Annotated in this window: 29 protein-coding genes and 1 tRNA gene; 16 read left to right on the top strand and 14 right to left on the bottom strand. The window is 65.1% G+C overall.

Features of this window, described 5'->3' with window-relative positions; all coding sequences use genetic code 11:
* Positions 1-47: 47 nt before the first annotated feature.
* Genes yidC through rpmH form a run of 3 tightly spaced genes read right to left on the bottom strand, consistent with a single transcriptional unit; the run spans position 48 to position 2,466 of the window.
* Positions 48-1,889: a membrane protein insertase YidC gene (yidC, locus tag RPS27_RS11170; RefSeq protein WP_212065131.1), complete on the bottom strand. Its 1,842-nt coding sequence runs from the start codon at positions 1,887-1,889 to the stop codon at positions 48-50.
* A gap of 13 nt (positions 1,890-1,902) precedes the next feature.
* A complete protein-coding gene (gene rnpA / locus RPS27_RS11165; RefSeq protein ID WP_194404756.1) occupies positions 1,903-2,304 on the bottom strand; it encodes a ribonuclease P protein component in 402 nt (133 codons plus the stop codon).
* A gap of 27 nt (positions 2,305-2,331) precedes the next feature.
* Positions 2,332-2,466 carry a 50S ribosomal protein L34 gene (gene rpmH / locus RPS27_RS11160; protein ID WP_008542748.1) on the bottom strand — a complete coding sequence of 45 codons (135 nt, stop codon included), beginning with the start codon at positions 2,464-2,466 and terminating at the stop codon, positions 2,332-2,334.
* A gap of 382 nt (positions 2,467-2,848) precedes the next feature.
* On the opposite strand from rpmH, the gene RPS27_RS11155 reads away from it, so the two are divergent.
* The 4 genes from RPS27_RS11155 (at position 2,849) to RPS27_RS11140 (ending at position 6,096) form a co-directional block, all read left to right on the top strand.
* Positions 2,849-4,348, top strand: coding sequence for a HAMP domain-containing sensor histidine kinase (locus RPS27_RS11155; protein WP_211415620.1), 1,500 nt, complete (start codon positions 2,849-2,851; stop codon positions 4,346-4,348).
* A gap of 287 nt (positions 4,349-4,635) precedes the next feature.
* A tRNA-Arg gene (locus RPS27_RS11150) sits at positions 4,636-4,712 on the top strand.
* Positions 4,713-4,796: 84 nt separating this feature from the next.
* Entirely contained in the window at positions 4,797-5,153 is a 357-nt protein-coding gene (gene queD / locus RPS27_RS11145) for a 6-carboxytetrahydropterin synthase QueD (RefSeq protein ID WP_212065148.1), read from the top strand.
* A gap of 49 nt (positions 5,154-5,202) precedes the next feature.
* Positions 5,203-6,096 carry a hypothetical protein gene (locus tag RPS27_RS11140; protein ID WP_212065149.1) on the top strand — a complete coding sequence of 298 codons (894 nt, stop codon included), beginning with the start codon at positions 5,203-5,205 and terminating at the stop codon, positions 6,094-6,096.
* Positions 6,097-6,110: 14 nt separating this feature from the next.
* Here the strand turns inward: RPS27_RS11140 and RPS27_RS11135 are convergent, their stop codons facing one another.
* Positions 6,111-6,884 (bottom strand): IclR family transcriptional regulator, encoded by a 774-nt coding sequence (locus RPS27_RS11135; protein WP_212065150.1) that lies wholly within the window; start codon positions 6,882-6,884, stop codon positions 6,111-6,113.
* Between the two features lie 206 nt (positions 6,885-7,090).
* Here RPS27_RS11135 and RPS27_RS11130 point away from each other — a divergent pair, with 206 nt between their 5' ends.
* From RPS27_RS11130 to RPS27_RS11120, 3 genes are read left to right on the top strand one after another with little or no spacing between them, the layout of a single operon-like run.
* A complete protein-coding gene (locus tag RPS27_RS11130) occupies positions 7,091-7,882 on the top strand; it encodes an enoyl-CoA hydratase/isomerase family protein (protein ID WP_313754089.1) in 792 nt (263 codons plus the stop codon).
* Positions 7,883-7,885: 3 nt separating this feature from the next.
* On the top strand, positions 7,886-9,973 hold the full coding sequence (locus tag RPS27_RS11125; protein WP_212065151.1) for an acetate--CoA ligase family protein: 2,088 nt from the start codon (positions 7,886-7,888) through the stop codon (positions 9,971-9,973).
* Positions 9,974-9,995: 22 nt separating this feature from the next.
* Complete coding sequence (locus RPS27_RS11120; RefSeq protein ID WP_249131383.1) at positions 9,996-11,018, top strand: tripartite tricarboxylate transporter substrate binding protein; 1,023 nt, start codon at positions 9,996-9,998, stop codon at positions 11,016-11,018.
* 15 nt (positions 11,019-11,033) lie between these two features.
* Here RPS27_RS11120 and RPS27_RS11115 read toward each other — a convergent pair whose 3' ends face one another.
* The 4 genes from RPS27_RS11115 to RPS27_RS11100 form a co-directional block, all read right to left on the bottom strand.
* The gene (locus RPS27_RS11115) at positions 11,034-11,297 is read right to left on the bottom strand and encodes a hypothetical protein (RefSeq protein WP_212065152.1); all 264 of its coding nucleotides are present in this window, start codon (positions 11,295-11,297) and stop codon (positions 11,034-11,036) included.
* Between the two features lie 222 nt (positions 11,298-11,519).
* Positions 11,520-11,960, bottom strand: a complete 441-nt coding sequence (gene rnk / locus RPS27_RS11110) for a nucleoside diphosphate kinase regulator (RefSeq protein ID WP_212065153.1) — start codon at positions 11,958-11,960, stop codon at positions 11,520-11,522.
* Between the two features lie 10 nt (positions 11,961-11,970).
* Positions 11,971-12,456 (bottom strand): hypothetical protein, encoded by a 486-nt coding sequence (locus RPS27_RS11105; protein WP_249131385.1) that lies wholly within the window; start codon positions 12,454-12,456, stop codon positions 11,971-11,973.
* 274 nt (positions 12,457-12,730) lie between these two features.
* Positions 12,731-13,057, bottom strand: coding sequence for a hypothetical protein (locus tag RPS27_RS11100; protein WP_211415627.1), 327 nt, complete (start codon positions 13,055-13,057; stop codon positions 12,731-12,733).
* A 278-nt stretch (positions 13,058-13,335) separates the two neighbouring features.
* Here RPS27_RS11100 and RPS27_RS11095 point away from each other — a divergent pair, with 278 nt between their 5' ends.
* Positions 13,336-14,001 carry a class I SAM-dependent methyltransferase gene (locus tag RPS27_RS11095; protein ID WP_194404745.1) on the top strand — a complete coding sequence of 222 codons (666 nt, stop codon included), beginning with the start codon at positions 13,336-13,338 and terminating at the stop codon, positions 13,999-14,001.
* Between the two features lie 13 nt (positions 14,002-14,014).
* Positions 14,015-15,058 (top strand): zinc-binding dehydrogenase, encoded by a 1,044-nt coding sequence (locus tag RPS27_RS11090; protein WP_212065154.1) that lies wholly within the window; start codon positions 14,015-14,017, stop codon positions 15,056-15,058.
* Here RPS27_RS11090 and RPS27_RS11085 read toward each other — a convergent pair.
* Entirely contained in the window at positions 15,051-16,223 is a 1,173-nt protein-coding gene (locus RPS27_RS11085) for an MFS transporter (RefSeq protein ID WP_212065237.1), read from the bottom strand. The genes RPS27_RS11090 and RPS27_RS11085 overlap by 8 nt on opposite strands.
* 198 nt (positions 16,224-16,421) lie before the next feature.
* On the opposite strand from RPS27_RS11085, the gene RPS27_RS11080 reads away from it, so the two are divergent.
* From RPS27_RS11080 to RPS27_RS11055, 6 genes are all read left to right on the top strand, one after another.
* On the top strand, positions 16,422-17,069 hold the full coding sequence (locus RPS27_RS11080) for a LysR family transcriptional regulator (RefSeq protein ID WP_283818329.1): 648 nt from the start codon (positions 16,422-16,424) through the stop codon (positions 17,067-17,069).
* 77 nt (positions 17,070-17,146) lie between these two features.
* Entirely contained in the window at positions 17,147-19,324 is a 2,178-nt protein-coding gene (locus RPS27_RS11075; RefSeq protein ID WP_211415630.1) for a GumC family protein, read from the top strand.
* Positions 19,325-19,326: 2 nt separating this feature from the next.
* Positions 19,327-20,466 (top strand): glycoside hydrolase family 5 protein, encoded by a 1,140-nt coding sequence (locus RPS27_RS11070; RefSeq protein WP_212065155.1) that lies wholly within the window; start codon positions 19,327-19,329, stop codon positions 20,464-20,466.
* A gap of 84 nt (positions 20,467-20,550) precedes the next feature.
* Positions 20,551-22,110, top strand: coding sequence for a hypothetical protein (locus tag RPS27_RS11065; protein WP_212065156.1), 1,560 nt, complete (start codon positions 20,551-20,553; stop codon positions 22,108-22,110).
* Positions 22,111-22,200: 90 nt separating this feature from the next.
* Positions 22,201-22,419: a hypothetical protein gene (locus RPS27_RS11060; RefSeq protein WP_194408475.1), complete on the top strand. Its 219-nt coding sequence runs from the start codon at positions 22,201-22,203 to the stop codon at positions 22,417-22,419.
* 10 nt (positions 22,420-22,429) lie between these two features.
* The gene (locus RPS27_RS11055; protein ID WP_374762363.1) at positions 22,430-22,900 is read left to right on the top strand and encodes a hypothetical protein; all 471 of its coding nucleotides are present in this window, start codon (positions 22,430-22,432) and stop codon (positions 22,898-22,900) included.
* A gap of 53 nt (positions 22,901-22,953) precedes the next feature.
* Here the strand turns inward: RPS27_RS11055 and RPS27_RS11050 are convergent, their stop codons facing one another.
* The 5 genes from RPS27_RS11050 to RPS27_RS11030 all read right to left on the bottom strand — a co-directional run bounded on the left by RPS27_RS11050 (position 22,954) and on the right by RPS27_RS11030 (position 25,377).
* Positions 22,954-23,382, bottom strand: a complete 429-nt coding sequence (locus RPS27_RS11050; protein WP_212065157.1) for a hypothetical protein — start codon at positions 23,380-23,382, stop codon at positions 22,954-22,956.
* Positions 23,383-23,404: 22 nt separating this feature from the next.
* The gene (locus tag RPS27_RS11045; protein WP_211415634.1) at positions 23,405-23,758 is read right to left on the bottom strand and encodes a hypothetical protein; all 354 of its coding nucleotides are present in this window, start codon (positions 23,756-23,758) and stop codon (positions 23,405-23,407) included.
* Positions 23,759-23,819: 61 nt separating this feature from the next.
* On the bottom strand, positions 23,820-24,323 hold the full coding sequence (locus RPS27_RS11040; protein ID WP_212065158.1) for a hypothetical protein: 504 nt from the start codon (positions 24,321-24,323) through the stop codon (positions 23,820-23,822).
* Positions 24,324-24,544: 221 nt separating this feature from the next.
* Positions 24,545-24,955, bottom strand: a complete 411-nt coding sequence (locus tag RPS27_RS11035) for a hypothetical protein (RefSeq protein WP_212065159.1) — start codon at positions 24,953-24,955, stop codon at positions 24,545-24,547.
* A gap of 77 nt (positions 24,956-25,032) precedes the next feature.
* On the bottom strand, positions 25,033-25,377 hold the full coding sequence (locus tag RPS27_RS11030; protein ID WP_194404737.1) for a DUF1236 domain-containing protein: 345 nt from the start codon (positions 25,375-25,377) through the stop codon (positions 25,033-25,035).
* 400 nt (positions 25,378-25,777) lie between these two features.
* Between RPS27_RS11030 and RPS27_RS11025 the strand changes: the two genes are divergently transcribed.
* Positions 25,778-25,981 (top strand): hypothetical protein, encoded by a 204-nt coding sequence (locus RPS27_RS11025; RefSeq protein WP_211416622.1) that lies wholly within the window; start codon positions 25,778-25,780, stop codon positions 25,979-25,981.
* Positions 25,982-26,091 lie beyond the last annotated feature (110 nt).

Below are 26,091 nucleotides of genomic sequence, written 5' to 3'. Positions count from 1 at the left end.
ATGTGGAGGCATTTGCACCCGTATGACGGGGCACACTCGCGTGAGACTTACGTCGCCTTCCTCGCGAACGTCGCCTTGAGATTGTCGAACAGCTCCACCTTCACGCCGTTGCGGCGCATGATGTAGCTCTGCTGGACCACCGAGAGCAGGTTGTTCCAGGCCCAGTAGATCACGAGGCCCGCCGGGAAGCCCGCCAGCATGAAGGTGAAGATCAGCGGCATCCAGTTGAAGATGATCTGCTGCGTCGGATCCGGCGGCGTCGGGTTCAGCTTCATCTGGAACCACATCGTGATGCCCATGATGATCGGCCAGATGCCGAGCGCGAGGTAATGGCCGAACACCGGAATCGTGGTCGGATCGAACGGGATCAGCCCGAACAGGTTGAAGAGGTTGGTCGGATCCGGCGCCGAGAGGTCCTTGATCCAGCCATAGAACGGCGCGTGCCGCATCTCGATGGTGACGAACAGCACCTTGTAGAGCGAGAAGAACACCGGGATCTGGATCACGACGGGAAGACAGCCGGCGACCGGATTGATCTTCTCCTTGCGGTAGATCTCCATCATCTCCTGCTGCTGCTTCACCTTGTCGTCGGGGAAGCGTTCCTTCAGCGCCTGCAGCTGCGGCTGGACCGACTTCATCTTCGCCATCGAGGCGTAGGACTTGTTCGCCAGCGGGAAGAACAACAGCTTCACGATCACGGTCACGAGCAGGATCGAGATGCCGAAATTGCCGAAGAAGCGGAAGAAGAAGTCGAGGCCGATGAACATCGGCTTGGTGATGAAGTAGAACCAGCCCCAGTCGATCAGGAGATCGAAATGGTTCAGGCCCAGCTCCTTGTTGTAGCCGCCGTGGCCGGCCAGCGGGAAATTGAGGCCGACGACGCCCGCTTCCTTGGCGCCGGCGAACAGCCGCGCATTCGCGGTCGCGGTGCCGCCGATCGCGACGGTGACGGGGTCGAGCAGGTAATCGGTCTGGTAGGTGTGAACGTTGCCTGATGGGTTCGACGAGAAGCGCGCCTGAAGCTGCGCGCTGGTGTCGGGCAGCAGCGCCGAGGCCCAATACTTGTCGGTCATGCCGAGCCAGCCATTGGTAGCCTTGAAGTTCACCGACTTGGCTTCGTCGATCTTCTTGTAGGCATACTCCTGCAGGCCATCGAGATAGCCGATCAGGCCTTCATGCAGGATGTAATAGCCGGAGACTTGCGGCGCACCGTGGCGCGAGATCAGCGCGAACGGATAGAGGGTGACGGGCGCGTTGCCGACATTGCTCACCTCGTCCTTGACCGTGAAGAGATAATGGTCGTCGACCGCAATGGTGCGGCGGAAGGTGAGGCCCTCGCCATTGTCCCACTTCAGCACCACCGGCGTCGTCGGCGTCAGGCTGTCGCTGCCGTCCTGCTGCCAGACGGTCTGCGCGTCGGGCAGCTTCGCCGTCACGCCCGTCGCCGGCACCCAGCCGAACTCGGCGTAATAGGGTTCCGCGGTGCCCGAAGGCGAATAGAGAATGATCGGCGGCGATTTCGGGTCGACCGTCTCGCGAAACTGCACCAGCGCGATGTCGTCGATGCGGCCGCCCTTCAATGAAATGCTGCCGGCGATCCGCGGCGTGTCGATCTTCACGCGCGGGCTGGCTGCAATCGCGGCATCGCGCGCAACGACCGGCTGGGCCTGGTTCGCGGCCGGTGTCGCCGGTTGAGCTGCGCCGGGCTGCGGCGCGGCGCCGGGCGTCGCCGACGCGGTCGGCTGCGGGGTGCCCTTCTGAAGCTCGGCCTGGGCCTGCTGCTGGGCGCGCTGCTTCTCCATCGCCGGCACGTTGTAGAAATACTGCCAGGCGATCAGCACCAGGCCCGACAGGATGACGGCGAGGATGGTATTGCGGTTGTCGGTCATCATTCTCTCGTCATCAATCCGGTTTGCGGCTGGTCGCGGGAGTGGGGCCGGGTCTTGAGCCGTCGGTTTTCGGGCCGCGTCCCTTGTGCGTATGCCGCGCGGGCTTCGTGAACGCTATGCGCAGATCGTCGAGCATGGTCGTGAAGTCGCGCGAGAGCGCGTCCCTTCGTCCGACCAGCACATAATCATGATGGGGCTGCATCGACACCGGATCGAGCCGCTTCACGAGTTCGCGAAGCCGGCGCCGGATGCGATTGCGCTCGGGGGCGTTGCCGTTCTTTTTGGTAACGGTGAAGCCGATCCGGATCGGGCCGCCGTCATCGCGGGGACGGCTTTGCAGGACGAACGCGCGGCTGTTCACCCGCGCGCCATTGGCAACGGCGAGGAAATCCGCCCGCTGCCTCAGCCGATCCATGATGAAATCCCAAAAAGGGGGTCTGGCTCAGGCGCTCAGACGCTTGCGACCGCGGGCGCGGCGGGCGGCGAGAACCTTGCGGCCGCCGGCAGTGGCGAGACGGGCACGGAAGCCGTGACGGCGCTTGCGCACCAGTTTGCTGGGTTGATAAGTCCGCTTCACGGGTTTTTCTCCGCTGACCGGGCAATTTGCCTGTAGAATTGATGGTAAAGTCCGGAAGATGCGGCCCACAACGGACCCTTTTCGGCCCCAAGAGAGCCGCTCCCGGCGTCACACCGGGTCATCGCGGACAATTTGCGCGGCTTATAAGCGAGCGCCTTGTTTTCGTCAACGCCGCACAAGCGCGCGATTTTCGTGAATATCGCTGTTTGTGCGGGGTTTTTAACCCTTGAGGTGGCGGGTAGCGATATCAGCGCCTACATCCCACCTTGGCAGATTAGCGATCCGTAATTTGACCGGGGCCAGGGGCGGGCCGCATTCTCATATCCGCTAATCCTTCACCCGGCCCAATTCTTAACCCGGTCTAGGCAGCGAGGGCGATTCCGTGGCAGCGACAGACCTCCAGCCGGTCCAGGATCAGGACCAGCCGGACCAGCCGGCGGCGAGTCCCCGCGGGACGCGCGGGCTCGGGCTGTCGGGCAAGCTGCTGCTGCTGACGGTTCCCCTGGTGATGATCGCGGCCAGCCTGCTTTATGTCCCAGCCATCGCCAACTTCTGGGTCAACCGGCTCAACGATCGCGTCGCGGCGGCGAACACGGCGGCGCTGGTGCTGGATGCGGCACCGCTCGGCATGGTTCCCGATTCGCTGTCGCGCCAGATCCTGAAAAGCATCAATGCCCGCGCCGTCGCCATCAAGATGGGCCAGCAGCGCCGGCTGCTCGCCAGCGACAACATTCCGGCCGCCATCGAGCATGACATCGATTTGCGCGACATGACGGCGTGGGAGGCGATCACCGGCTCGTTCCGGATGATGCTGGAGACCGGCAACCAGGCCATCCGCATCGTCGGGCCCGGCGTCGGCAATGCCCAGTTCATCGAGATCGTCACCGACGAATTGCCGCTGCGGCAGCAGATGTACCGCTTCTCCCGCAACGTCGTGGTGGTGGCGCTGATCATCGCGGTGCTGACCGCCGGCCTCGTCTATCTCGCGCTTCATTATCTCTTCGTGCGCCCGATGCGGCGGCTGACCGCGAGCCTGGTCGGCTTCCACGAGAATCCGGAAAGCTCGGCGGGAATCATCGTGCCGAGCCAGCGCAGCGACGAGATCGGCGTCGCCGAGCGCGAATTGTCGGACATGCAGCGCGATCTGATGTCGATGCTGCATCAGAAGAGCCGGCTCGCCGCCCTCGGCCTCGCCGTGTCCAAGATCAACCACGATCTGCGCAACCTGCTGGCTTCGGCCCAGTTGCTGTCGGATCAGCTCGCCAGCGTGCCGGATCCGCGGGTGCAACGCTTCGCGCCGAAGCTGGTGCGCTCGCTCGAGCGGGCCATCGCCTTCTGCCAGTCGACCCTGTCTTACGGACGCGCCCAGGAGGCCGCGCCCGACCGCCGCATGATCCTGATCGAGCCTGTCGTGCTGGAGGTGCGCGAGACCGCGGGCCTCGCCTCCGATGCCTCGATCGCCTGGGTCGCCGCCATCGAGCGCGGGCTGGCGATCGATGCCGATCCCGATCAGCTGTTCCGGGTGCTGCTCAACCTCGTCCGCAACGCCGCCCAGGCGCTGGAGAGCCACGCCTCCGGCGACAATGGCCCGCAGCAGATCCGGATCACCGGAAAACGCGAAGGCGCCGTCGCGATCGTCGAGGTCTCCGACACCGGTCCCGGCGTGCCCCAGAAGACGCGGGAGCATCTGTTCGAGGCGTTCCAGACCTCCGGGCGTCCCGGCGGCAGCGGTCTCGGCCTGGCCATCGCCGCCGAGCTGGTCCGCGCCCATGGCGGCGATATCCACCTGGTCGAAGGCACCATCGGTGCCACCTTCCGCATCGTGATCCCGGACCGCCCCGTGGAGCTGCTCTCCATCCGCAACGAGCGGCAGAGGGCGTAAGTCGGCCAGCGGCCGAGCGGGCGGCAATTTCATTCCTTCCGTCATTCCGGGATGGCCCGAAGGGCCGGGCCCGGAATCCATAACCCCGGCTGGTGGTTATGGATTCTCGCCGCTTCGCGTCGCCACGGAATGACGGAGAGGAGAGATGAGTAAAAATCCGCGAAAATCTCCCCATCCCGGACCTTGCCAATCGGGACAAGAGCGGTTAGTCAGAGCGCTCTTTCGCACCCCCTCCGGCCCTGCCGGGGGCTGCGTCGCGGGTCCTGCCCGCGCTGTTTGCGAAACACGCGCCCGTAGCTCAGCTGGATAGAGCATCAGACTACGAATCTGAGGGTCGGACGTTCGAATCGTTCCGGGCGCGCCATTCTTCGCCGAAAGGTCAGGACAAAGCAGCATCTGGTCGCCAGACGGGCCCGAGACCGGATGGCTTCGCCGTGTGAGGAGCGGAATGAAGATATCGCAGGCGTTCAAGTTCGAGGCGGCGCATCGGCTGCCGAACGTGCCCGAGACCCATCGATGCCGCCGGCTGCATGGTCATTCCTACCGGGTCGAGGTCCAGCTGGACGGACCGGTCGACCCGCACACCGGCTTCGTCGCCGACTTCTTCGATATCGAAAAATCCTTCGCCGACATCATGGGCGCGCTGGACCACCACTGCCTGAACGACGTCAAAGGCCTCGAGAACCCGACCGCCGAGAATATCGCGATCTGGATCTGGGACCGGTTGAAGCCGAGCCTCTCACAGCTGTCGGCGGTTCGGGTCTATGAAACGGCGGATTGCTGGGCCGAATATAACGGGCAGTGACGGACAGTCGAACGTTTCCGGCACGGCATTTCGATAGTACGTTCATCTGATGCACACCATCGATCGCCTGCTCTCCAGTCTCGTTCTTTTCCTTGCCATCGCGGCTGCCCCTGCGCGCGCGGCCGAAACCTGCCCGTTCATCAGCAGCCAGGAGCTCGCCCGCGCGATGCCGGCGTTCAAATGGTCGCTGATCTCAAATCAGGACGGCCGCGGCTGCATCTATCAGGCCGGGCGCGGCGACACGATGATGCTCACCGTGTTCCGCAATCCCGACAAGGACCGCGCCAGGGAGTTGTACGCGACCTTCGTCAAGACGCTTGGCGAACGCATGAAGCTGAGCGCCGTGGCGGGGATCGGCGAGGAAGGCCAGGGCGGAACGAGCGCGGCCGGCGCGGAGCGCCAGGAGGCCGCGGTCGTCGTCTTGTCCGGCGATTACATTCTCCAGATCACCGTCTATCCGATCGGCCGGCGTGCTGACGATGCGCTGCTCGTGCCGCTCACCGAGGCCTCGCGCATTGCCATTGCCAACGTGAGCAAGAGCAGCGAGCGGTTCGGCGCTTGCGAGTGGCTCACGGCTGCCGATGCCGACGGCTTTCTCGACGCGAGCACGCTGACGGTGCAGCGCACCGGCGCGGGCAGCTGCATGATGTTCGATCGCGAGGCCAACACCATGACGGTCGCGGTGATCGCGACCTCGCGCGACACCGCCGCCGGCATGATGAAGCGCGCAGGCCCTTGCAAGCATGTCGCGATCCCCGATCTCGGCGGCGAAGCGTTCGGCGAACATTCCTGCACCAAGGGCAACGGCAACGCCGTCAACATCTTCGTCTGGAAGAACGGCAGGCAGGCATCGATCCTGTTCGCACCGGTCAAGCCGCACCCCGAGTCCGGATCGGTCGAGCGCCTGAAGGTGGTCGCGGCGCGGGTCTATGGAAAGTTGTAAGGGCGCCGATCGCTTCAGCCCGCCAGCACCTCCTTGCACTTCGCCGCAAACGCCTTGAGGTACGTGCCCATCTCGCTCGCCAGCGCATCGGACCGGTCGACATTCTGCACGCTCATGTTGAGGGCGTAGACCGGGAGCCCGTCCAGCACGATCGGCGTTGCGACGGCGAGAACGGCGGGTTGCCATGACACGGCGCAATAGCCGTCGCGCTCGACGGCGCCGATCGATCTCCTGACCTCTGCCAGCAGCGCCTTGGTGGCGGCTGCGCTGCGCCGCTTGAACTGCTTCAGCAATCGTTCGCGCTCCGTCTCGGCAAGGCCGGCGAGGTAGGCGCGGCCCAGCGACGTCAGCTCCATCGGGACCTGCTGGCCGGCGACCACGTTGCGCAGCGCCGCGCGCGGGCTGTAGCGGATCGACTCCAGGTAAACCATCATGGTTCGATCCGCGGTCGCAAGTCCGACGTTCAGCCGGCGCTTGGCGGATTCAACCCGCATCATCGGTCCGATCGCGTTGAGCACGGGCGATCCCGTCCGCATCGCGTGACCGATGCTGATGACGGATGCGGCAAGCCGGTAGGTCCTCTCGCTGCGGACTTCGTCGAGCATCCCGGAATTGACCAGCGTTCGCGTCAGCCGGCTGACCGTCGATCGCGGCAGGCCTGTTCGCTCCGCGATCTCGCCATTGCCGAGCGTATCGACACCGGGCCGGAACGCCCTGAGAATCTCGATGCCGCGCTCGAGCGACCGGTTGCCGTCAATCCCGCCCGCATATCTGCGCGCCTGCGCCACATCCAGCCTCCGTCGGCATTTCCACTTAGTGGAATTAGGGGGATGTTGCGGCAGGTGCAAGCCGCTATCACGACCGGGAGAAGAATGCCCGGCCGCAACTGGCTCGACGAGGAAACGGCACGGCCCGAACAGGCATTCGACATCCGCGCTGCGTCGCGGTGATCGATCCGACTCCAACCACGGAGCCTGCCATGTCCTATCAGCTCATGCCGTATCAGCTCATCGAATTTTCCGTCGAGGCCGGTGTCGCGACGCTCGCCTTCAACCGGCCGGAACGCCGCAACGCCATGAGCGACGAGATGCGCGCCGAATTCGCCGGCGCGCTCGAAACCGTCGCCCGCGACAAGGCGATCAAGGCCCTGGTGCTGACCGGGCGCGGCCAGGCCTTCTGTGCCGGCGGCGACATCAGCGGCATGAAGCGCCGGCTCGAAGCGCCCCAGGGCGAGGTCGCATTCAACGGATGGAGCCGTCAGCAGGGCGTGCATCACGTGCAGTCGTTGTTGCTGGGCCTTCCGAAGCCGACCATTGCCGCCGTCAACGGCGCCGCCGCGGGGCTTGGTGCGGACACCGCGCTGGCCTGCGACTTCGTCATGGCAACGGAAAGATCGAAATTCACCTGGTCCTACATCAAGCGCGGTTTGATCCCCGACGGCGGCGGGCTGTATTTCCTGCCGCGACGGGTCGGGCTCGCGAAGGCCAAGGAGCTGATCTTCACCGGCCGCGTCGTCGAGGCCGACGAGGCGCTCGCGCTCGGCATCGTCGATCGCAAGGTGGCTTCGGCCGAGCTGCTGCCGGCCGCGCAGGCGTGGGCGGCCGAGCTGGCTCAGGGGTCTCCGACGGCTCTGGCGCTGAGCAAGAAGATCCTGAACGAGACCTTCGAGCATTCCGCGCACGACATCTTCAATCTCGGCAGCCAGGCGCAGGCCATTTGCTACACCAGCACGGAGCATCGCGACGCGGTGGCGGCGTTCCTCGCGCAATCCTCGTCGAAGGACTGAGCGATGAAGGCGATCGAACGCCTGATCCGGCCGCGCAGCATCGCCATCATCGGCGCGTCCGCAGACCCCAGCAAGACGTCGGGGCGACCTGTGTCCTATCTTCAGAAGCACGGCTTTGCGGGCGCGATCTATCCCGTCAATCCCAAGGTCGCAGAGATCGGCGGCATCAAGTGCTACGCCGACGTCGCCTCGTTGCCTGATGTGCCCGACGTCGGCCTTGTCCTCGTCGGCGCCGAGCGCGCGCATATCGCGGTGCGCGAATTGTCCGAGCGGGGAGCCGCCGCCGCGATCGTTCTCGCCAGCGGCTTCACCGAGACCGGAGCGGAAGGTGCCGCGCGCCAGCACCAGCTCATGCAAGCCGCCGGATCGATGCGGGTCCTCGGGCCGAACACGATCGGTCTCGTCAATCTCACCGACAATATCGTGCTGTCGGCGTCGGGCGCGCTGGCGATGGACGACTTCCCGGCCGGGGGCATTGGGCTGATCTCGCAAAGCGGGGGGATTCTCGGCGCCGTGCTGTCGCGCGCAGCGGCGCGCGGAATCGGGCTGTCCAAGCTGGTGTCGACCAGCAACGAGGCCGATCTCGAGCTCTCCGATTTCATCGACTTCCTCGCCGGGGACGATGCGACCAAAGTCATTGCACTCTATATCGAGGCGATCCGCAATCCGCGCCGCTTTCGTGAGGCGGTGCTCAAGGCGCGCCGCGCCGGCAAGCCCATCGTCGCCTTCAAGATCGGGCGATCGGAGGCGGGTGCACAGGCGGCCGTTTCGCACACCGGCGCGCTGGCCGGCTCCGACCGCACGTACGACGCCCTGTTCCGGCAGCTCGGCGTGATCCGCGCCCGGACCTTCGAAGATCTGCTCGACATTCCCGCAGCCCTCAGTGCGGGGCGGAAGCTTTCCGGCCGGCGTGTCGCGATCCTCACCTCGACCGGCGGCGCCGGCACGATCGTATCGGACACTCTCGGCGTCGCAGGCTTTGTCACACCCGCGCCCGATGCGGAGACGGCTGCGCAATTGCGCAGCCTGCAGTCGGGCTCGCATGCCAACCTCGATCGCAATCCGATCGACGTGACCCTCGCCGGCCTGCAGCCGGATCTGCTGCGCGGCGCCATCCGCATCCTGCTCGCAAGTCCGTCCTACGACGCGCTCATCGTCATTGCCGGCTCGTCGGCCGTGGGGTCGCCGGCCCTGATGGCCGATGCCATCCATGACTGCTTGCCGCTCAGCGACAAGCCGGTCATCGCCTATGTCAGTCCCCACGCGCCCGAGGTGGTGGCTGTGCTGACCCGGCGCGGCGTCCCCGCCTACACCTCGGCCGAGAGCTGCACTGCGGCGCTCGACGGGCTGTTGCGAGCCGCAATGCCGGAGCAGGTCCAGACATCCGCTTCGCCCCCGACCGCGGCGGATGCCAGCGGCTTCCCGGCGGGATCGCTCGATGAAGCCCAGGCCAAGGCGCTGTTCGCCCGGTTTGGGATTCCTGTCGTGGCGGAGAAAGTGGTCGCAACAGCGCGCGAAGCCGAGCAGGCGGCGCGCGGCCTCGGGGGCCGTGTCGTGCTCAAGGTCCTCTCGCGCGAGATCGCGCACAAGAGCGATGTCGGCGGCGTCGCGATTAACCTGACCACTGAAGTGATCGGCGATCGCCTGGCTGCGATGGCGGCTGAGGTCGAGGGCAGGGCCGGGAAGCGACCCGAGCAGTTCCTGGTTCAGGAGATGATCTCAGGCGGCGTCGAGATCATTCTCGGCATGCATCGTGATTCCCTGGGAACGGCAATCCTTCTCGGCATGGGCGGCGTCGCGGCCGAATTGTTCAAGGACACGACGATGCGTCTGCTTCCGCCGAATGGCGGCCTCGATCTGTCCGAGGCGCGCGCGATGGCGCGCGATCTCGTCACATGGCCGTTGCTGGATGGCTTTCGGGGCCGGCCGACATGCGACGTCGAAGCGCTCGCAGAAGCGGTGGTCGCGTTCTCGCGCATGGTTGCGCAGCTCGGGGATCGACTTTCCGAGGCGGAGATCAATCCGGTGTTCGTGCTGCCGGCGGGCCAGGGCGTGAAGGCAGCGGACGGATTGGTTGTTCTCAATGTCTAGACAGAGTGGGATGGAGCGCCAGATGACCAGCAGCGGAAGCATCAATCACGACGGCGCGCGGCAGAAGAATTCCGTGCGGCGCCGGCAGAGCCTCGCCATCCTCGCCTGTGCGATCGTCGCGGGGCTCGGACTGACGCCGGCGCGCGCCGAATATCCTGATAAGATCATCAAGATCATCGTGCCCTTCGCAGCCGGCGGCGGCACCGACATCATGGCGCGAACGACGGCGCAGGAACTGCAGACGGATCTCGGCAAGTCCGTCATCATCGAGAACAAGCCGGGCGCCGGCACCATCATCGGAACCCAGACGGCGGCAACCAGCGAGCCCGACGGCTATTCGCTGCTGATGGCGACATTCGCGCACGCGGTCAACCCGAGCCTGTACAACAAGCTGCCGTTCGATCCGCACAAGGACTTTGCGGCGGTCTCGCTGATCGCGCGCTCCTTCAACATCGTCGTGGTCAACCCGGCGTCGAAGATCAACTCGATCTCGGATTTGATCACGGAGGCCAAGGCCAATCCCGGCAAGCTCAACTTCGGCACGTTCGGCACCGGCACCTCGGCGCATCTCGCGGGCGAGCTGTTCAACTCCATGGCGAAGGTCAAGATGACGGCGGTGCCCTACAAGGGCGCGGCGCCCGCGATCAGCGATCTCCTGGGCGGCCAGATCGACGTGATGTTCACCACCGTGGCGAGCGCGGCCTCGCTGGTGGCCGCAGGTCAGCTCCGGGCGCTGGCCGTCACATCCGCCGAGCGCTCGGCGGCGTTTCCGCAGTTGCCGACCGTTGCCGAGGCCGGCGTGCCCGGCTACGCCGCCGAATCCTGGTACGGCTTGTACGCTCCGGCCAAGACGCCGGCGCCGGTGATTGCGCGCCTCAATCAGGCGATCGCAAAGGCGGTTCAGTCCGGTGCTTTCAAGAAGCTGGAGGCGAACGAGGGCCTCATCATGGTCGGCAGCGCGCCGCAAGAGCTCGACCGCTATGTCGGCCAGGAGGAGGCGCGCTGGCGCAAGCTGGTCAAGGACGCGAACATCGAGGTGCAATAGGCGTGTGGCCGCGCTCTAGCGGTCCTCGCCGTCGCGCCGGCGGAAGGGATCGGCGACGTCATCGTGGCCGCTGCGGCTGCTGAAGAACATCAGGGCCATCAGCCCGCAGCCGATCAGCAGGGAGAAGAAGGCTCCGAGGCCCAGCGCGATCCAGCCATGCTTTCCCATCTCGACGCCGCTGCTGGTTTCCCAGACTGAAAATCCCCAGACGCACGTCAGGATCAACAAGGCTCCGAGCGCAACCAACAGGGCGATCTGGCCGGCACTGATGTTCTTCATGATTGTCTTCGTTCCCGTGCCTGACGAGGTCAATTGCGAAGGGCGACGAGGCGGACGACGCCCACCTCCGTGCCGCTCCGTGAGTTCGCCCCCTGGAATAGGCTAGCGATCCCTGGAGGGGAGTTCGTTGTGCTACAGCAAGTTCCATCGCAGGTCGCTCTCAAACCCGTGCGACAGGCGGGGCGCGCATCAAGGAGCGGCGCGCCCGCTAACGCGAAAGAGTCATGCTCGGTCGGATCGGTCGTTCCCTTCCGATTCGGAGACAGCAAGAACGGTCAGCCCTCTGATGTGCTTGTCCGGCGTCTCGAATGCGATGCGCTGTCCGACCGAGAGGCCGATCAGGGCCGCTCCGACGGGCGTCAGGATCGAGATCCGGCTGAGCGCGATGTTGGCCTCGTGCGGATAGACCAGCACGATCTCGCGGCTCGCACCCCTGTCATCGCGATAGGTCACTTTGGAGCCCATCCTGACCACGCCGCACAAGTCGTTCTCTTCCGCGACCGTCGCGCGGTCCAACTCGCGGGCCAGAAACTGGGCGACGCGGGGAAACAGATCCATGGTCGAATTCGCCAGCGAGCTGAGACGCCGCGATTCGTCTTTTGCGAGCTTGATCGGCGGCAACGCGGGCTGGTCCCGCCGAATCTCGGCTTCGAAGTTCTGCATTTGGTTTCTCCTATGCTGCAGTCGGTCCAGGATCATCGTCGAGCGGCCGGCTGCGCCGATTTGCGGGAAAGAGCGGAACGACGTTCGGGCTTGATCGGGTGACGTTCAAAACCCTGACGACATTCAGGCAGCCGGCGACGAAGTACGGCATTTGATCGCCGACCTGCAGGCCGATCAAAGCCGCTCCAAAGGCGTCAGGACCGAAATGCGGGCGGGATCCGACCAACATTTCCTCGGGCCAGACCAATTGCACGATGCGACGCGGAACGCCCCAGTTCGTGCAAAAGGTGACCCATGATCCGACGATCACCCGCGAACCGAGATCGTCCCATTCGTCCGGCACGATGTCGGCGCGATTGATTTCCCCCAGCAGGAAGATTCCGTCCAAATCACCTCGTTGGGCGGCGCGGCGGGCAAGCTGTTCGAGCCGCGGATATTCAGATGCGACGAGCGCAATTTTCGGAAGAGGCAGCACGGCACACTCCTTCTGCTTCAAGACGACCTCTCAGGCAGAGGTCACGAAAGCTGGAAAAGAGCCCGGACGGCGCGAACACCGTCCGGCTAACCGCCTGCTTGGAGGCGGCCGGCGTGAAGACCGAAACGCGCGGTGCGCGCGTCTATGTCGACGACATATGCCATGACATTCTGACTATAGTGATTCATTCCGCTGGAAACATTGCGGCGAAACCGCACAGCCGCGAGCGATCGGATATTTGCAGCAAGCTGCGATTGGGCAGCGAAGCGAGCCTCACGTTCCGTGGCTCGGCCTTTCACCGCAGTCCTTGCTCGTCGATCAGGATGCGGTGAATCTCGATGCGCTGCGGCAGCTCGATCAGGAATTCCGCGTCGCGCGCGAGATGATGGACCTTGGTCGGCTCGCCCCCGGTGAAGGCCGTCATGGCTGCGATGTCCGCCCAATAGGAGATGGTCGTGAACCAGGTCTCCTCGTCGCGGTCCTCGCGTAATTGCTGCACACCGAGCGCGGTCTTGCGCAGCGGCGGAATGCCCTCGGCCTGCAGATAGGCCTGGTAGGCGTCGGCGACATCGCGGCGGGTGCGACCGCGCCAGATGCGGGCGATGGTCGGTTTGGTCGGCATGGTGATCTCCCTTCGCGCCAACGCCGTGCTTCGCATCCGCGTTCCCCGCGTCTTCATGTCACTGCTGCCAGCCGCATAGGAACCTGGCCGGGGCTCCGCGCCCCGCAAAGGCTCTATCGTGCTCGGCGGGCTGCTGCCCAAGCCGTCGCAGGGCTCCCCCTCATTGATCTGTAGCAATGATGATCTCGACCACCAATGCTAGAAGAACTCGCAAGTCGCGACTCACGGCTCCCGGGCCGCTCGCGGCATCGCAACGCGCTTTGGACTCCGAGGGCTGAATGGGACGACTGCTGAATATCGTGACGCCGCTGCATACGGCGACCAAGCGCGATTACATGGGCCGTATGAACGACGACAAGATCGGCTGCTCGCTGAAGGCGCGGGAATATGAGGCCGATTATTGGGACGGCGACCGCCGCTTCGGCTATGGCGGATACCGCTTCATCGAGGGGCGCTGGGCGCCGGTCGCCAAGGCGCTGATCGAGACCTATGGTCTGAAGGACGGCTCCAGCGTGCTCGACGTCGGCTGCGGCAAGGGTTTCCTGCTGTACGAGATGCAGAAGATCCTGCCGGGCTTGAAGGTGGTCGGCTTCGATATCTCCAAGCACGGGCTCGCCAATTCGCACGAACAGGTGAGGCCGTATCTGTTCAACTATCGCGCCCAGGACGTCTATCCCTATGGTGACGACAGTTTCGACCTCGTCATCTCGCTCGGCACCTTGCACAATCTGCGACTGTACGAGCTCGAGGCGGCCCTCAAGGAGGTCGAGCGGGTCGGCAAGAACAAATACGTCATGGTCGAGGGCTACCGGAACGTCGCCGAGTTGCACAATCTCGAATGCTGGGCGCTGACGGCGGAGTCCATCCTGCACACCTCGGAATGGATCTGGCTGTACGGAAAGCTCGGTTACACCGGCGATTACGAATTCATCTATTTCGAGTGATCGGGCACGCCCCATGGACATCAAGACTGCCAAGGCGGCCATTCTCGTCGAATCGGGCAAGCCGCTGATCGTCGACGAGTTCACCTTGCCGGACAGGCTCGAACACGGCCAGGTGCTCGCGCATGTGCACACGTCGAGCATCTGCGGCGCGCAGATCAACGAGATCGACGCCGTCAAGGGCGTCGACAAGTTCCTGCCGCACCTGTTGGGTCACGAGGCGCTGGCCACGATCGTCGAGACCGGACCCGGCGTCGTGTCCTGCAAAGAGGGGGATACCGTCGTCATGCATTGGCGCCCGGGCAAGGGCGTCCAGTCCAACACGCCGGTCTATTCCTGGCGCGGCAAGCGGCTCAACGCCGGCTGGGTCACCACCTTCAATGAATATGCCGTGGTATCGGAGAATCGCGTCACCCCGGTTCCGGCTTCGATCGACCGCACCAGCGCGCCGCTGCTCGGCTGTGCCGTGACGACCGCGCTCGGCGTCGTCAACAACGACGCGCAGATCGCCATCGGCGAAGCCGTCGTCGTGTTCGGCGTCGGCGGCGTCGGATTGAACATCGTGCAATTTGCCGTGATGGTCGGCGCCTATCCCGTGATCGCGATCGATCGCCTCGACAACAAGCTCGAGATGGCCCGGCAGTTCGGCGCGACGCATCTCATCAACTCCGAAGCGGTCAAGGATGTCGCCGCCGAGGTTCGGTCGATCACCGGCGCTGACGGACCCGACAAGGTCGTCGAGACAACCGGCGTCAAGAATCTGATCGAGCTCGCCTACGAGATCACCGCGAAGAAGGGCCGCTGCATCCTCGTCGGTGTTCCCCGCGAGAAGGCCGAGATCTGCACGCTGCCGCTCCATTTCGAGAAGGTGCTGAAGGGTTCGGAAGGCGGGCAATGCCAGCCGGCGCGCGATATCCCGCGGCTGGTTCGCCTGAGCGACGCCGGCAAGGTGAACTACCGTGGGATCGTCACACACGAGTTCGCGCTCGACGGCGTCAACGACGCGCTGGACCTGATGCGCAGCGGCACGTCGGGGCGAATCCTGCTGAACATCAGCTGAGCGCGGCGCAGGCGCCGACGATATGTCGGCGCTGGCGCTGCAGCAGCCAGGCTGCAATCGCGATGTTCACGATATTCCAGGCGATGCCGTTGATCAGCGCCGACGCGTAGGAGCCGGTCGCATCATAGATCGCGCCGGCCATCCAGCCCCCCAGCGCCATGCCCGCGAGCGTGACCGAGATGGCGAGACTGATGCGAAAGCCGGCTTCCCGCGCCGGGAACAGCTCGCGGATGATCACGGCGTAGCTCGGCACGATGCCGCCCTGCGCCAGTCCGAATATAGCCGACACCACATAAAGCGAGACCAGGCCGTTGAACGGCAGATAGAGTGCGAGTGCCGTGGCCTGCATCGCCGAGCCCAGCAGCAGCGTCGGCAGGCCGCCGATGCGGTTCAACAGCCAGCCGAAGAACAGACGGCTTGCCACACTGAAGCCGAGCATGACCGCCAGCATCTCGGCGCCGCGCGCGGAGCCGTAGCCGAGGTCGCCGCAAAAGGCGACCAGATGGACCTGCGGCATCGCCATGGCGACGCAGCAGCATATGCCGGCGAGGGCCAGCAGGCCCTGGGTGACGGAAGGGGACAGGCCGATCGACTGCATCGTGTTGCCGCGGCTCGTCGCTTCGCGCGCAGCCGCCTGGACGGGCGGCCGCCGCAACAGCACCAGCGAGAGCGGCAGCATCGTTGCCAAACAAAACAGGCCGATGCCGACATGGGTCTGCCGCCAGCCGTACGAGGCGATGGTGTGCTGGACGATGGGTGGCCAAACCACGCCGGCAACGGAGCTGCCGGCCGTCGCCAGGGAAATGGCGAGGCCGCGGTGCCTGTCGAACCACAAGGAGACATCGGCCACCAGCGGCGCGAAGCTCGCCGCGCCGCCGAGGCCGATCGTGACGCCCGAGATCAGCGCGAACATTGGCAGGCTCGGCGCGAAGGCGGTGAGGACGTAGCCGAGGCTCATCAGGATCGTGCCGCCGGCCAGCGGCAGCAGGATGCCGAAGCGATCGGCCAGGCGGCCGACGACGATGCCGCCGATCATGAAGCCGATGATGGTGAGCGTGTAGGGCAGGGCCGCCGCGGCACGGGGCGCATTGAAATCGGCCTGCACTGCCGGCAATGCCACCACCAGCGACCACATGCCGACGCAGCCCAGCGTGCTGAGGGCCATGGAGACGGTGAGACGAATCCAGGAGTACGAATTTTCGATCGACGGCTTTTCGAGCGGCACTGGTTTCCTCGGGCTGCGCTAGGGTCGGCCCCGGGGTATCGCTCGCCGTCGCCGGCGACAAAGCAGGATTTCTCTTTTGTCGCGCGAGCGAAACTCATGCATCCTGCCGGTCTCCCCCCGCATCGTCCGGAGCCGGCCATGACGTATCTTCTGCCGCCACTCAATGCCCTGCGCGCCTTCGAGGCCGCCGCCCGTCATCTCAGCTTCAAGCAGGCCTCCCACGAGCTGCATGTCACGGCCGGTGCGGTCAGCCAGCAGGTCCGCCTGCTGGAGGAGCGGCTGGGGGTGCAGCTGTTCGAGCGCCGGACACGGCAGGTCATTCTGACGTCGGCCGGCGAGACCTATCTGGAGCAGGTCCGTCAGGCGTTTCGTTGCCTTGCCGAGGCCACCGCCGAGCTCAAGCCCGAGGGCGTCACTGCTATGCTGCATATCGGGCTTCACGCCAGTTTTGCCGTCGACGGGCTGCGGGCGCGCCTGGCCCGGTTCCGCCGCGCCGAGCCGCAGCTTGCCATCCGCATCAGCCAGCCGGCGGGGCTGCACGAGCTGCTCGAAGGCAAGGTCGATGTCGTGATCGCGGACAGGGTGCAGCGCTGTCCAGGCTACAAATGCGAGCCTCTGGAGCACGGCTTCCTGATCGGCCCGCTCGGAACCGCCGATTGCCCTGAGATCGAGACCCTGCGGTCCTGCCTGCTTGGCGATGTCGAGCTCGAGGGCGCCATACCCAGAGCGCCCCTGGTCGCCGGCCCAGCCAAGCCGCGCACCATGACGGCTTCGCGCCGGCCGTAACCGCCGGTTAACCATGGATATTTACGGTGTGAAAAGCCTTTGAGCTATGACAGTCAGTTGATTTCGAGTCCAACCCCATGGCGTTCGGTAGCCGCGCATCTCCGCGAAGCATCGCCCCGACGGAGCCTGCGGCTTCGTGGGAAGCGCCGCGGGCTGCGAGGCCGAAGGCCGACGCCGCTGCGCCGGCGCTGATCAAGGGGTCGCTGACCGTCTCCGGAGCACTCTCTTTCCTGCGCGAGAACGGCCGGCGCATTCTCACCCTGGCGCTGGCGCTGTTTGCTCTTGGCGTCATCGTTCTCATGGTTCTGCCGGTCCGCTATGCCGCGACGGCGCTGGTCGTGCTCGATCCCCGGGAGCTGCGCGTCACGACGGAGCAGGACGTTCTGCCGGGCATCGGCCAGGACGCCGCGGCGCTGCAGAGCCAGATCGAGATCGCCAAGTCGGACGGATTTCTCCGCCCCCTGATCGAGCAGCTCAAGATCGCCGAGGACGACGACATTGCGGGCGGTCACACCGACATGACGCGCCTGCTCGAAAAATTCCGCAGCCGCCTCGAGATCACGCGCCGCGGGCTCACCTACGTCATCGCGATCTCCTTCACTTCGAACCGCACGGAACGCGCTGCCTATTACGCCAACGCGATCGCCGAGGCGTTCGTCGCGAGCCAGGGCCGCGTCCGCACCGAGGCGACGGACGAGGCCGCCGACTGGCTCAAGGACCGGCTCAAGATATTGAACGAGCGCCTGCGCGCGTCCGAGGACGCCGTCGCCGCCTTCAGGCTCGAGCACAAGATCCTCAATGCCGGCAAGGATTCCACCACGCAGCAATTGCGGGTGACCGATCTCAACCAGCAGGTCTCCGCCGCGCGTCTTCGCACCGAGGAAGCCAAGGCGCGCTACGAGCAGGTGCAGCGCGATCTCAAGGCCAATGTCGAAGGGCCGGTGAAGCAGGATCTCCTCAGCATGCTGCGGGCGCAGCGCTCGACCCTGAACGACCAGATCGCGCAGAAGAAGGCGGTGTATGGCGACCGCCATCCCGACCTCGCGATCTCCTACAGCCAGCTCGCCGACATCAACCGGCAGATCGAGGTCGAGCGGAAGAAGAACATCGAAACCGCCAAGTCCGAATATGAAGCTCAGCTGGAGCAGCAGAACGCGCTGGAAAAGCAGCTCAAGTCGGTCGAGACGCAGATGCTGGTCGATGGCCAGGCCCTGGTGAAGCTGCAGGAGCTGCAGCGCGACGCCGACGCCAACCGCAACATCTACGAGCAGTTCCTGTCGCGGTTCAAGACCACCAACGAGCAGCGTCAGCTGCAGGCGTCGCAGACCAAGATCGCGTCACCCGCCATTCCGCCGCTGCGCTCGACACGCCCGCCGCTGGCGCTGCTGTTGGCGGCGCTGGCGATCGGCTCGCTCTTGACATCGACCGCCGCCGTCGCGGTGATGACGAGTCTGTCCGACCAGTCCGCGCCTGCTGAAGCTCCCATGCAGGCCGCGGCGGAGAACACGCGAGGCCGGCAAGCCCAGCCTCGAGTCCAGCCGCAAGTTCAGCCTCAAGCTCAACCTCCGGCCGCTGACGCAACCCGTCCCGAGGCGATGCCGCGGCTTCCGGTCTGGGCACGCATCCCCGATCTGGCACCGGCGACCGCGACCAATACCGTCTGGCAAAGGCCGATCGCGACCTCTACCGAGCTCGATCTCAGTGCCCATCTGCGGCCGCTGCTCGAGCGGATCGATCGCGTGCCGGTGCGCGGCTGCAAGGTCGCCCTCGTGCTGTCGGTCGGCAAGAGTGCCGGCGGCAACACCGTCGCGCGCTCGCTGAATCGCGCCGCCGTGAACCGCGGCATGATGAGCGTCCTGATCCGCCTGCAGGGCGAATTCGCAGGTCACCAGCCGCCGGTGACCGAATGGAACGACGGCTCGACCACGGCGGGACTTCAGTCGATCGACGAGCTGCTGAGCGCCGGCCGCAAACCCGATGCGGGACCTGAGGACGATATCCGGTCGGAGTTCGATCTGATCATCGTCCACGCCGGCAATCTCGCCTTGCAGCCCGACGCGATCGCGCTGGCGGCTCATGCGGATCTGATCGTGCTGGTGGCGCGCGCCGGCGAGCTGGGATCGGCAGCGATGCGCCGGGTGACCGCAGCATTGTCGCGGTACGAGGCCGTGCCGACGGGGCTCGTCGTCAATCATGCGCCCGCGGGCTCGCAAGCGCCGCACCCCGAGGGCGACGCATTGGGTCTTGCGGTCTAGCGATGACAGGCTCGCGCCGTCGTCTGCTGAGTGCTGCGATGCTGCTGTCGATCTGCTTCAGCCCGCCGGTCTTCGCTGAAACCTGCGTGCCCCTGCCGCAGACTGTCGCACCCGGCAGGCTCGCCGCATTGTCGCGCGGCTTCAATGCCGATGGCTGGATCAACGGCGAGGTGCCGAGCCGCGAATTGCTGCAGCAATTGCGCAAGTCGGGCATGAGCCATGTCCGGTTGCCGGTGCCGGCCGAGCGCGTGATGCCTCGCTTCGCATCGAAGGAAGAGCGCGAGGCGACGCTGCGCGCGCTCGACAAGGCGCTGAAGCAGCTCACCGCGCTCGGCTATGCCACCTCCGTCGATCTTCATCCCGGCGATCGCTTCAATCGCCTGCACAAGGAGGATCCGGACGCGGCGCTGCATCAGATGCAGGAGGCCTGGGCCGGGCTTGCCGGAGTCATTCGATCCTATCCGGCCGAGCGCGTATTCGCCGAGCTGCTCAACGAGCCCGATATCGACGCCGACAGATGGCAGACCGAGGTCGAGACGCTCGCCGCCTTCGTCCGCAAATTGCTTCCCGCGACCACGCTCATCGTCGGTCCGGTCAATTGGCAGCGCGCGGATTCGCTGCCGCGATTTCGTCCCTTGGCGGATCCTGACGTCGTCTACGCCATCCACTTCTACGATCCCATGGTGTTCACCCATCAGGCGCATTGGGATGCACAGGATCCGCTGCACGACATCATCGATCTGCCTTATCCGCTCAACGCCGGCGATCCCAAGGTTCAGGCGATCCGCCAGGATCTGCAGGCGAGGGGCGCGACCAAGGCGCTCGGCATGCTCGATGTCGCGATCACAGCCGCCAAGGACAAGCCGACGGTCGACCGCTGGCTCGCGCCCGCGCTGCAATGGCAGCAGCAATTCGCGCGGCCGATCATCGTCAACGAATTCGGCGTGTTGAAAGCCGGCGCGCCCCGGGAAAGCCGGTTGCGCTGGCTGGCGGAACTCACCGCTTATGCCAGGGAGCATTGCTGGGGCTGGGCGCATTGGGAGCTGGCGCAGGGCTTTGGCCTGGTCGACCGCAGCACCGGCGGGCCCGATCCCGACGTGATGCGGGCGTTGCTCGGCGCGACCCGGCCCGGCCGGCGCTGATCGCCCGGCGCGGGCCGCTATCGTTAACGAATCCTTACACATCGGCCCGCTATCGTCACCTCCGCGCGTTGCAAAGGACGATCGATGAGCGCCGGGGACTTGACCCAGGATCAAAGCGTGCAGGCCGAACCATCGGTGCCGGCCTTGCGCGAGATGATCGCGATGTTCTGCATCGCCACAGCCACGATCGGCTTTGCGCCGGTCCTGCATCTGGCCAATCCGGCGCTGGCCATCGCTGTCGAGGTCCTCGTCGGCATCGCCATCGTTATGACGGTCCCGACCTATGCGCCGGCCATCGCGATCTTCGTGCTGTTCTTCCAGAACCTGTTCGTCTCGATCCTGTCGCCGCTGGTGCCGCTGCCGTCCGATCTCGACTTCATCAAGGGCTACAATTTCCTCGTCTGCTCCGTCATGTGGCTGGCGACGTTCGGCCTCTACGTGCTGGGCCAGAGGAATCAGTCGCCTGAAGTGAACCGGATCATGCGCTGGGGTGTCGTCACTCTCGCCGTGGTGTCGGTGTATTTCGCGATCGGCTTCATTCAGGACGGACAGCCGGCCGCGGTCTATCTGCGCAACATCGTGCTGCCGCTGTTCCTGTTCCAGCTGTCGCTGCTGACGGCCGCCACCTACGAGGTGCGCATCACGCCGTTCCTGGTGACGCTGGCGGCCATGCTCATCCTGTGTGGGTATGTCGAGCTCGTGTTCCGCGATGTCTGGCTGGCCATCACCAACGGCTATACGTTCTGGGGCTTCGACGAGCTCAAGGCGACCCATTCGGGTGTCTGGGAGGCCCAGATGAGGGCCACCGGCAATGTGCCCGTCGATCTCAAGGACCGATTCAGCTTCGACTTTCTGAACACACCCTTGCTCGAAGGGTTCGGCCTGTCGAAGCTGCTGCGCATCAACGGTCCGAACATGCACCCGATCAGCTTCGCTTACGGGATCGGCTTTCTCGCCCTGTTCCTGTTCTCGGTGGGACGACCGCTGCTGGCCCTCGCGGCCTTGCCGCTGCTGGTTCTTTGCAGCGTGAAGGGCGCGATCATCGTGGTGATCTTCGTGGTTGCAGCCTGGATCGCGACCCGGCTGATTGGCGCCGTGCTGACCTTGTTGCTCGGCTTCCTCGGCATGATCGCCTTCGCGGTTCTGGCGATCCGCCTCGGACTGCAGATCGGCGACTATCACGTCATCGGGCTGATGGGTGGTCTGGACGGGTTCGTGCAGAGACCCTTCGGCCGGGGCCTCGGCATCGGCGGCAATTTGTCGGACAGCTATTTCTCCATCGACTGGAGCGCCGCGCAGGCGGCCGGCACGATCGATGGCGCGGTCGAGAGCGCGATCGGCGTTCTCTTGTACCAGATGGGCATCGCCGCCTTCGTGCCGCTGGCCTTCTATTTCGCGGTCGCGCTCAAGGCCTGGCGCCTCTACGCCTCGTCGGGCTATTTGACGCAGGGGCTCGCCGGCTTCGGCGTCATGGTCGTGCTGCTCAATGGATTGTTTCAGGAAGAGGCCCTGTTCGCGCCGCTCGCGCTGGGGCTCATGCTCTCGCTCACGGGCCTCGTCATCGGAAGCCATGTGAGAATGCAGGCCGTCGCCAGCGAGGACGCGGAGCCGGCGCAGCTCGCGGGCTACCAGCCCGTGACGTAAGCCGACCGTTCAGCTCGACGCGCACCGTTCAGGAACTTCCACTTTTTCCTGGCGTTGACCGACGGCCCGCACCAGCGGCCGATGCACGCGATGAAGAACTTTTCCAACGCTGAATTCTCCCCCGAGGTGATCGAGATCATGACGACCGCCCTTGAAGCTGCGGTTGCCACCCTGCCGGAGCCGGTGCACGCCTCGCACGTCAACGCGCTCGCGGAATCCATCCTGCGCACGGCTGGTGCGGGCGAGCGCAATGTCGGGAATTTGCAGCGGATCGCTCTGATGGAGCTGCAACTGGCGCCGCGCAACTGATGAGGCCGATATGAAGACGATGCTTAAGACGATCCTTGCCGCCGCCCTTGCGCTGTCTGCCACCCCCTTCGTTGCCCGGGCCGACAGCTGGAGCAGCTACCGGATTCCGGAGTCGGGGACCTCCGTCGACATTCCCGTCTCGATTTTCACGGAGATGGCCGGCAAGCCCGACGGCTATGGCCAGCAGTTTCGCACGTCCGACGGCAGAGCCGATCTCACCGTCCAGGCCGTTTCCAACCGGCAGGGCCTTTCACCGGCGCAATTTCTGGCCAGGAAGGATCCGCCCTCCGGCATCGTCTATAAGCGGATCACGCCGAATTTCTTCGTGGTCTCCAGCATCAAGCGCGACAAGATCTGGTACGACCGCTGCAATTTTACGCGCGGCTATGTGCACTGTGTGCTGGTCAATTATCCCGCGGCCGAGAAGCGGCAATGGGACCGGGTCGTCACACGGATCAGCCACAGCCTGAGCGGCGGGTGAGCAGGCTCGAAGAAAAAAGCTGCCCGGTCGAGCCGGGCAGCAGGTCGTGAGGATTAGCGCGAGGTCGTTGACGTCGTCGACATGGTCGGCTTCGAGCCCGGCACATGCGACATCGTCTTGGTGGTCGAGCCGACCTGCTCGCCGGCCTTGACCTGGGTGCGCGTATGCGAGCGGCTGAACGTGCCGCCGTCATGGGCCTGCGCCCGTGCGTTGGAGTTCATCACGGGGCCGTTGCCCTTGTTCGTGCTGACGCCGGTCTGCGTCTTGCCGTCGACGGCCGCTGCGCTTCCGCCGGCGGCGATCGACGAGCCGGTATTGCCTGTCGCCGAGGTGGACGTGCCGCCGGTGCCGACCGTGGAGGCGGAGGTGCCGCCCGCCGCGGCCGAGCCGGCGCTTCCGCCGGTGATACTCTTCTGCGCAAGAACCGGTGAAGCGGCGGCGAGCAGCAATGCGACCGCCGAGGTCGTAAGCAAGGTTTTCATGTTTCAATCCTCTCGGTGAATCTTATGGGGATGACGTCGAGATCGTGCATCCGTTGACGGTGATGGTGCTGGCACTGGTGGTGCCAGGACCGCCCGCCGTCGACGAGGAGCTCGAGACGCTGCCGCCGCCCGCCTGCACGTTCACGGACGATCCGCCCGCCGAGCTCGAGCTCGACAGCGAACCGCTCGATGCGGTGGACCCGGTGGTGCCTGAACCTGATGCACCGGCCGCGCTGATGCTGCCGTCGGCGTGCTTCACCACCGTCACTTTGCAGGTCTCGCCGGATGCCGTCTTGCCGGTCTTTTCCATGGTTTCTGCCGATGCCGCGCTGCTCATCAGGGTCAGCGCCATGATCGCAACGATTGATTTGTTCATTGCGTCTCCTCCTCAACATGGACGGAGGGAGCGGCACCTGGCCGCTCCCGGGATGATCGGACTAGTTCTTGTCCTTCTTCCACTCGTCCTTGTTGTGGCCCTTGCCCTTTTCCATGCCCATGTCGCTGGCATGGCTGCCGGACTTGCCGTCGCCCATGCCGGGCGACTTCGACCCGCCGGACTGACCAACGGTCGAGCCGCTGCCCGCCGCCGAGCCACCGGTGCCGACGCTGGACGAGCTCTTGCCGCCGCCGGCCGATGAACCACCGGTGCCGAGTGTCGAAGCCGAGCCGCTGCCTGAGCCGCTACCCGCCGCCGAGCCGCCCGTGCCCACGCTCGAGCTGCTGGTGCCGCCGCCGGCCGACGAGCCGCCGGTGCCGAGCGTCGAGGCCGAGCCCGACCCGCTGCCGCCTGCGGAAGATCCGCCGGTACCGACGGTCGAGCTGCTGGTGCCGCCGCCCGCCGACGAACCGCCGGTGCCGACCGTCGAGCTCGATTGCGCAACGGCGAGCGCCGTGCCGGCGAGCAGCGCGGCCGCAGCCGCAGAAAGCTTCAGGATCCTCATGTCGTTCTCCTCCAGGTTTTCAAAAACCAAATTGCCAAATCAGGCCCGGGATAAACTGGCAATCGCGCAAACGTTCCTGTGTCGGAAGACGCTGACACACAGATTCGTGCTCGTGCTGAGTTCCGCGGGGGCGCGGCCGCGCGCCGCGCTCGCTCATTCATTCGTTGTTCATCCGCGCTGAACGCTCGCGGCAACGAACGCGACGTGCGCCGGGGCAGAGTTCAATTCTCTGAGAATGCGCCGACCATCACCTGACGCTCGTAGGGCCGGCGGGCAGCGGCTGTACGCGCCGTTCGCTTCGCGCGAAAGCTCGTTGCTCGCACGGCGCTCGGCTGAGATGCGGGTGTGATGTTCGTTTCCGGCGTCTGCGGCGCCGCCATCGCAAACGCCTCGCTGGAATCGTCCCGCCGCTCGGTGGCAAGCAGGGGCGATGAGACCATGGTCGCGATCTCTGTGGACGTATCGAAGATGATCTTTTCGGGCCAGGCGCGTGCGGAGTGGATGCGGATGATGCTGCGGTCGACGCCGGGGCCTACGGAACTCTCGGCGAGCGGTGGCAGAGAGCGATCGAGTGCGAACAGCAGCGCGACGACGAATGCGCCTGCAAATAGAAAGTATCGAACGATGGGCATCAGGGAAGACCGCAGGGGGAATGAACAAGGTGCGATAACGCGGCGGGCCGCTCCTCCACGGCCCGCCGCGCGGGGCGTTAGTCGACCTCCTGGACGACCATGCGGGTCTCGGGATCGACCAGCATCACGTGGCTGCCCGAATAGACGTAGCGATACTTGGTGAGCGAAGGACCCCAGTCGCTCGGAACGGTCGCGAGCTCGACGTCGCGCGGCACCGGCGAGCCGATCACGATCTTCTCGCGTGTTTCGACGGGCCGGATCTTGTGCTCGGTGACGTAAGACCGGATTTTGGTGCGATATTCCGGCTCGATCTGCACCGCAGCGCCATGGCCGGCGCCGGTCGTGGTGACGACAGTGGTCTGGGCCATCGCGCTCGTCGACACGAGCAAAGCGGCGGCCGATATCAGTATGAATTTCTTCATCGCATTCTCCCTCGCCGCTGTGTGCGGCGCTGCAATGAACTCGCCATCTACCTGCTCGTTCCGCCGGCGAGGGAACGTTTGCCACTTTTTCCTGTTTTTATCGGTGGGAGCAGCTGATTGGAGGAGAGGAAAATGCCTGTGTTGATTCTCTGGGCCGTGCCCGCCATCCTGGTCGTCGGCGGCGGCATCTATCTCATTGGCCATATGCATTGAACGCGAAGGGCCCCGGTCTGTGACGGAAGAACCGGGGCCCGCGTCATCTGCCTGATTTGAAGTAGCGAGGTTGCACCGACCATCATGCCGGTGGCAGCCTTTTTCGCGATCGAGGGCCGCGGCTCGCCTTCGTAACGCAAGCTCACTTGTAATCTGTTTCACACGCAAACCCCGCCAATGACGTTAGATGAAGCAGGCCCCGCCTGCCGCGCGGCCCGGTTCGGAGCTGGCGATGATGGCTGCACTGGCAAGGGCAATATCCCGCGCGACGCGAACCAATGTCGACGTCGAAACTCTAAAGGTGCTGGTGATTTTTGCAGGCGCGGGCCTGCTGCTCTCCCTCGTTGCCGCGATGATCTACCAGCAGGCCGCGAACGCCGCCTTGTGGTGACATCACGGTCGTCGTGGCGCTTCCGCGAGCGAGCCGGTCAGATCAGGCGCACGAGGGACATCGCCCGGCATCATCGAATTGTCACCGGTTCGTCATTCGCTCTCTAACGA

It is taken from the genome of Bradyrhizobium sp. WYCCWR 12699 (assembly GCF_032144035.1).
Lineage (GTDB): Bacteria > Pseudomonadota > Alphaproteobacteria > Rhizobiales > Xanthobacteraceae > Bradyrhizobium.
The sequence above is the reverse complement of the archived record's forward strand: the minus strand, read 5'-3'. Positions and strand labels throughout refer to the sequence as shown.